Below are 7245 nucleotides of genomic sequence, written 5' to 3' on the forward strand. Positions count from 1 at the left end.
AGGGCACCACCGCCCGGGCTAGAACTTCTCTTATACTATAAACATACCCTCCTCTACCCGTTTAAAACCAGTTTCAAGGTCATAAACTTCTGGAACTAGATAACGCGGGATGTATAAAGGTTTTACCGTCTCGTCTACCTTGCCTAAAAGAATCTTGGCTGGTACAGAAACCATATAGCGGCCAAAATCACGCTTAATCTTATAATAGGCCTCCTGACGAGACTTGATATCCGGTGCCCCGACCACTTCTTCCCGGTAACGCTGCCATATGCCCTCGGCTTCCTCATCGACGGCCACAAAAACCTCCACCTGGTCCGGGCGATCCTCTATCAACCGGAAATCCCTTACGGCGTAATCTGCCTCCTCCCTGTCCCTTTGGAAGCGCAAACCTTTCATGGCTTGCAGTATGCCTTCGCTCTTGCTTGTGTCTTTCCTCTCGCGTACAAACTGGAAGAAATCTGCTACTGCTTCAAAGAAATCGGGTTCTTCCACACGTGACCTATGCTCGAAGACTTTCTCTGCACCCCAAACATGGATATTCCCGTATACCCGACACGCCAGGGCATTCCCCTTTTCATCCACCAACTTCACTAACCGCACCACACCTTTTTTCTTACGAGAATGGCGATTACACCTACCAGCCACCTGAACAATAGCATCTATCGGTCCTATATCTCGCCAGACTTCATCAAAATCGAGGTCTACACCTGCCTCTACCACCTGGGTAGATACGAGAACCGGCTTAACCCCTTGTTCCAAAAGCTTTTTAAGCTCCTCCAATCTTCTCTCCCGTTCGGCGGGAATAATATTTGTAGAAAGGTAGAAGAGAGGCGCGCGGCTTTTTAAGTGCGCTCCAACATAGTTATAGAACTCAATGGAACTACAGATAGTGTTAAGGACTACAAGATAGGATTTCGAGGGCTCGTAGAAAGAAAGGAAAAGCTCCGCTGCTTCAGCTACAGTGCGGGGCTTCAAATCTGGGTAAAGCTTGACCCGGTTAAGGGCCTTGAAGAATCTAGCCACGTCTTCTTGTTCGCCTGCCAACTCCAGCGCTTCTCCCGGGGAAAACCATTCTGGCCGGGTAGCAGTCATAAGTATTAGCCGTAGGTCGAGTTCCTTTGCCGCTTCTTTAAGGACTGTGGCCACTAAAGGCCAATACTCTACCGGTATGTTCTGAACCTCGTCCATGATGACTATAGCATGATTAAGCCGGTTAAATTTTTTTAGCATCCGATTTCGATACCCGATAAGGGTATGGAGTAGCTGTACAAAGGTGGTAATAATTATCTCGCTCTGCCAGCTTTCTATAAGAAGAATGGCCTCATCAAAACCCAGATCTTCCTCTTCTGTGGCACGGTAGAAGACATCGGCCAGATGATGATGTTTTAAGAGGTAAGGCGAAGGCCGTGATATAAAATCTGGAATAGCCTTCTTGAGTACCTCGGTAAACACATTATGGTTCTGGTCAATGATGCTAGTAAAAGGAAGAGCATAAATAATACGCGGTAAAATGCCCTTCATCTCTTCAAGGTGCTGGCGTAATAGGAGGGAAGCGTTAAAGGCCGCAAGGGTCTTACCGCTACCCGTTGGTGCCGTTAAGGTGAAGTATGGATACTCCATAAAGAAGCGGGATATCCTAGTTGCAGCATTGCGATAAACTTCCTCCCTGAGGAGGTTAATGGGGTCATGGGGCTCCTTAAAGCAAGCTTTCTTATAAATTTCCACTGCTTCTACGGGCAAGGCTTCCCTGCCCATATCTCGTATCCTACCTGCATGCAATTTGTCAGCATCGATGAGAGCTCCAAAGATTCTCAGTAAGGAAAAATATAGAGAAAGGTCAAGGGCCCTACGAAGGTACTGCTTTAAGAAAGGAAAAAGTGAGGCGTATATTTCTTTCCAATTACAAAAGAAAGTGTCTAAGAGTTCTTCCCAATCCAATCCGGTAAGAAAAGATGTATCGAGGCCCTGTCGAGCAAGAAAGTAAGCCGCTCGCCGGGCCGTACATTTTAAAGAGCGCACTACTTGGTCTTTCCTCCGCACTAGGTCTTCCACCTGTGTTTGAGCTACCTCCAGGCGGCGACGATCTTCCACCTCTAAGAAGGCCCAATCTTCCTCTATCTTCCGCTGAGGGAGTATATACTTTTCTGGGTCGCCCAAATCGCGATGGTGCCAGATGACAGCAAGAAAGCTCAAAAGCCTAAGCTCATGAGAAAACCCTTGCTTAGCCCCCAGGTGCACCGCCCAAAGGGCGGAAAGGAAAGCATGTTCCTTATAGTTGTTGGACACTCCGGTAATAAGGTAATCCTGGAAATAGGAGGTGTACTTGCCAAAATCATGGGCTAGGCCAACAATTACCGCTACAGGGTAAAGACCTTCCCTTCCTGAAGCCTCAGACACTTGCCGGCCTGCACGAGCAGCCACTAAAGCTAGATGAGAGCTTAAGCGGTAGCGGCGCTGGCCATCCTTGTGGGCGTAGTATCCCATAAGTCTCCCTCCATGAAGGCAACTGTTTCCTGGCCGTCAGGAAGGGAAAAGGTGTAAGCAGCACACGAAAGTATAGCAGGCACAGGCCGGGAAGCTACTTCGTAAATAAAGCTGGCTGTAGGAAGAAGCTGCCTCCCAGGGCCAAAACTTAAGGGCGCCTTTTCCCGGTTTAAGGCTACGTCCCCTTTAAGTAAGGGCTTGGCCAGGAAAGCTGCATTAACCACAGAGTTAACTGCCACTTCCTCACCCGGTAGGTGGATGGCTTTAGGCTCCCCCTCATAAAGGAAACGAGCTTGGGCAATAAACTCAGTAAGGCCTAAGTAAAGGGGATAGTGCACTCTCCGCGCCTTTAGCCGTGCTGCCCATTCCTTGACCAGCTCTTGATCTTGGTGAGCAAAATACATCCTAAACTTAAGGTGAGGGCTCTCCCCTGCGGGAACCAAGAGCTCCAGCGGCACCTGGGTCCCCTTGGCTGCTCCGAGCTTCTTCATCCGGTTGAGATCCTCTTCTTTGGTGCGGATATAGTTAACCGTCTGCACGATCCTGCGAACAGGCACCTTTACTACTACAGCAAAACGAGCTCTTTGTAAGCCTAATTCCTCATAATACGCGTCTCTTTCCCAGCCCAGGACAGCTGCCACAATACCCATGAGTACAGTTCGAGGTGGAAAACCATAAGATAGAGACGAGGAGTTGGTATAGAATTTGCGAAAATGCGCCAAGGGGCCGATAAGGTCGCAAACAGCCACATAAGGCACGGAAGGTTAACCCCCTAATCCCAAAAGCGTTACCCTGTTACTCCCTAAGAGCTCGCCTAAGAACGCTGGCAGGGTCTTCGGCTCACCATCTACAACTGTACGCAGCTCCCTATCCTGCCAAACGTAAACCCTGGCTACCCGGTCCTTAACCTCCTGAACGCGATCCTTTAATCCTCCTATCTCAAGGTCAAAATCTTTAATAGACCGAAGATCTCGATCTGGCTTAACCTTTAAATCATCCCGCATATCCCCCATAAAGGTTTCAGCATTGTTAAAAACAAACCGCGCATAAAGCCTAGGATACTGCCCAATCTTGCTCCGGGTAGCCTGAAGGGGAATAGCTTTAAGCATTGCCTCATCTAGAAGCGCCAGATCCTCTTCGCTAGTAGCCGCTTTAGAATTTCCACCGGCAATCTTAACCATAGCCTCTACTCGCCTAGCGCTAACAATGCCGTGAAAAGCTATCAGGGAATAGTACACGCGGTAGTCCTTACCAAAAGTGCCCTGGCGAGCCCCTCCCTCAGAGGCAAACTGAGAGGAGATGGTGTTAGAATCAACTAGCTGCACCCGGTTCAGGGAATAACCCCAGTTGAATTGTACTGGGCCGGTCAGATTTATAGCCTCCCCTTCCCCGCGGCGTTCCCCTTTTACGGGCATGGTAGCTCCGAACAGGCGTACATCTACCAGCTTCTCTAGCAGGGCCGGCAGATCCTCACGGCTAGGCTGCTCTTCCTTGCCCAACACCTTCTTTAACCTATCTCCAGCTATTACCACGCCTTCAGCTTTAGTGACATAGATAATGTAGCCTTTGTCTTGGAGATAATCCCGTATGTAACGCTTGAGGCGCACATCAGAGACCAAGTTTCTCTCCCGGTCGGTGTCCATACGGGGCCGGTTCTCATCATCAGGATCGCCGTTGGGATTGCACATCTTGGCATCATAAATAAAGAGGATCTCGCTGTTTTGCTTAACAAGCTCAGCCATTTACTCTTCCTCCCCTTCCTTTTTGCCCATCTGGGCTGATGCTAAGACACCGTAAGAATAACCTGAAAGGATATAGAAGACGTTTTCCTCCGGGCCCAAGGGCCAGTTATCTCGATAGCCATCAAACAAAGCCTTCATCGTGGCATAAAGGCGTTCGTTAAACTTCAGCCGGTCATACTGGCGCAGCTTTTCAAAAAGAATATTAGCCAGCTGGCGAACCTTGGGCCAGGGCATCCCTTGGTAGTTGAGTTTTTCCAGCACAGGCTTGTCTTTGTGGCCGAAAAGATACTGGCCTTTTCCCACTTCATTTAACAGGTAGCCTAATAGGAAAAGGGCTGTTTCGGCTGGAGAGTAACGCATCTCCTTGAGGTAATCTCTCATCCTCGAGTCCAGTTCATCCAACCCCAAACCCTGAAAATCCTTGTCGCACAAATCCCTCACTCCTTTCAAAAGCCTTTCTTCCCGCAAAAGCTTAAAGAAGAATCCAGCCTCCATCATCTTCTCCGCCAGGACAAGCTCTTTGAGTTTATCTGGCGGCCGAATTATATTGGTTCCGTCGTATTTCTCCAACACATAGGTTTTGGCTAATAATAAGAACTGCTGGATGAGAAAACTGTAGCTGATAGGGTATTGCTTGAGCAATCCTTCATAGATATACAAGATCTTCTTCTGCTCCGTCTGGTTACCGCTGCTCAAAGGGATAAGCTGGTAGATCCTGGTCAGATCCAGCCAGCAACCCTTAAGGCCCAAGAGCCTTTCGGCTTTCATAGCCAGGGCATAGCTCTGGCGTAACAGGTGACCGATGCGGCTGGGAGAAACATCTTTTATAAGGGCGAAGATTCGGAGCTCGCTTTGGGCCTTTCTATAAAAGAGGAAGCTTAAGATGGCCTGGTTCTCGTAAGGTAGTTCATATAAGAAATTTTGCAGCTCCTCCTCTAGGCTCTTCTTCGAACCGGCGATGCTCTCCAGCCAGGCGGCCGTGCTTACAAGCCCTGCCACCCTCGTTTTAAGCCTTTCTACCCAGAAAGACAGCTCTTGTGCATCTACCTCCTCGGGTAAAATAAGAAAGGAGGGCAATACCAAGAAATTGAGGTCTCCTACTCTAAGGCTTAAATTGTTACGAATAAAGTTTTCGGCCAGCATCAGATCCTGGAAGCACGGCTGGCAAATCAAAAAGTTCTTAGAGAATCCTTCTTTTACCAGATGAGAGGCCGCCCCCAGTTTATCCGTTATGTAATATTTAAGAAAGGATAGCCGCTCAAAGGCCGAAAAGGCAACCTTTGTTTTTTCTTTGCCGCAGACGGAACAAACTCCATCTAGGAGCTCATCACCCTCAAAGGATCTTTGCATGTAGCTCAGAATAATCTCATCATAAGGCTGTTCGTCCACCAAGGGCCGGCCATTGAAAAGCAAGGTCCAAAGGGCCACCTTCTTCTTGGTGAGCCCGAGGTCCTTTAGAATACCATTTACCACCTCCTCAACCTTCTGGGGCTTATCCTTACTACCCCTCCAATCTAAACCGGCCATATCTAAAAGGTACCTACCATCAGACTCCTCACGGAAAAAATTATTTTTTATGCCCAAGAGCCTTTGATAAAGCTCTCCCTTTTCTCCCCTTTTCTCCAGCTCTCCCAGCAACATTAAAGGGGCAAGCTTTTTGGGGTTTTCGCTACCCAAAAGATATTCGGGATTGGTAGTAGTTAAGAAAAACTGGGGATTATTACCCGAAGCATTACCCACCCAGCGCCACCGGGCCAGAAAAGATCTTCTGGTATTCTCTTCCTGGGGGATTTCCGCCATATCCCAGGTAAGGCGTTTCTGGCCTGACTGCAATTCAAAATTAAGTTTAACAAGATACTTAGGAGACTTCGGCGTCACCGCTACGTCCTGTACTAAACCCTCTACCAGATCCGTCCCCTTATTTAGAAGGCGGCCAATAAAAGATACCGCTTCCAGCAATCACTTCACCCCTTTCCTCTTGGAAATATATCACACGACACTGCAACTATCATTCAGTGGACAATAGTAGAAAAAATTTACCGATAAATCTCTACCATCTGCTCAATCTCTTCTTTTATTGCCCGCCTTAAAGAAGCAGGAGCCAAAACTTCCGCATGGCTCCCGTAGCCCATCACCCAACGCTTTACTTCATCCAGTCCTCCCGTAACAAAGCGTAAGATAAGCCCTCCGTCAGGAAGTTCCTCTATTTCCTGGGTCGAGTGCCAGCGCCTTTCACGGATATAACGTGCCTGGTAGGGGTCAAACTTGATCACCACTTCCACCGGCTCCTCTCCCCTCTCAGCCACAAAGGCTTGAGCCATCCATTCGTCTACAGAGAATCGGGAATCACGGGTAAAAACTTGAGGCAACACTTCCCACTGATCAATCCTTCCAGCATGAAAGATGCGCATTTTACCCCGCAGGTGATCGAAGGCGATGAGGTACCAGTCCCCTCGGAGATTGTAAAGGTGATAGGGTTCCACCACCCGTACCTGCCAGCATCCCCGGCTAGCTGTAAAATAGCGTATCTTCACCTGCCGGCACTGCTGAATGGCCCGGTAAAGATCAAGGAGGAGCTCTTCTTTTACCGCTACTACAGACGGAGGAGCAAAAATATAACACTCCTGCAGCTCCTTTAGACTTACCTCCACTTGTCCCTTTAGACCGGCCGTTATCTTCTCTACTGCGGAACGCAGAGGCCCTTCAAAAGCCGTACCTAAGTAACGCTTAGCTATCTCCACGCTTAAGAAAAAGGCCAAAAGCTCCCCTTCCGTCACCAATACCGAAGGCAAAGCCCAGTTAGGATCCGTGTAGTACCACCCGCCGCGCTTACGGTCGTAAGCCAGGGGAGCTCCCAGCCTGTCGACCAGGAACTGGCGATCCTGATAGATTGTACGCTCACTGACTTCCAGCTCTTGAGCTAAGCTCCGGGCATTAGGATACCTAAGGGCTCGAATTTGCCTATCTATTTCCAATATGCGCTCAAGCTGCTGCCGGCTGGACATACCTTACCCTTCCT

5 protein-coding genes are annotated in these 7245 nt (G+C 48.9%); all 5 read right to left on the reverse strand.

The window, feature by feature from the left end; translation table 11 throughout:
- Positions 1-30: 30 nt before the first annotated feature.
- Positions 31-2484 (reverse strand): CRISPR-associated helicase Cas3', encoded by a 2454-nt coding sequence (cas3, locus tag L5656_RS09855; RefSeq protein WP_297202486.1) that lies wholly within the window; start codon positions 2482-2484, stop codon positions 31-33.
- A complete protein-coding gene (gene cas5 / locus L5656_RS09860) occupies positions 2439-3242 on the reverse strand; it encodes a CRISPR-associated protein Cas5 (protein WP_297202489.1) in 804 nt (267 codons plus the stop codon). Before cas5 ends, cas3 begins: the two co-directional genes overlap by 46 nt.
- A 6-nt stretch (positions 3243-3248) precedes the next feature.
- Positions 3249-4226: a type I-B CRISPR-associated protein Cas7/Csh2 gene (gene cas7b, locus L5656_RS09865; RefSeq protein WP_297202491.1), complete on the reverse strand. Its 978-nt coding sequence runs from the start codon at positions 4224-4226 to the stop codon at positions 3249-3251.
- Positions 4227-6185: a TIGR02556 family CRISPR-associated protein gene (locus L5656_RS09870; protein ID WP_297202493.1), complete on the reverse strand. Its 1959-nt coding sequence runs from the start codon at positions 6183-6185 to the stop codon at positions 4227-4229.
- Positions 6186-6262: 77 nt separating this feature from the next.
- Positions 6263-7231: a helix-turn-helix transcriptional regulator gene (locus L5656_RS09875; protein WP_297202495.1), complete on the reverse strand. Its 969-nt coding sequence runs from the start codon at positions 7229-7231 to the stop codon at positions 6263-6265.
- Between the last annotated feature and the right edge of the window lie 14 nt (positions 7232-7245).

It is taken from the genome of Thermanaeromonas sp., assembly GCF_021890735.1.
In the GTDB taxonomy this organism is placed as follows: Bacteria; Bacillota; DSM-521; order Neomoorellales; family Neomoorellaceae; genus Thermanaeromonas.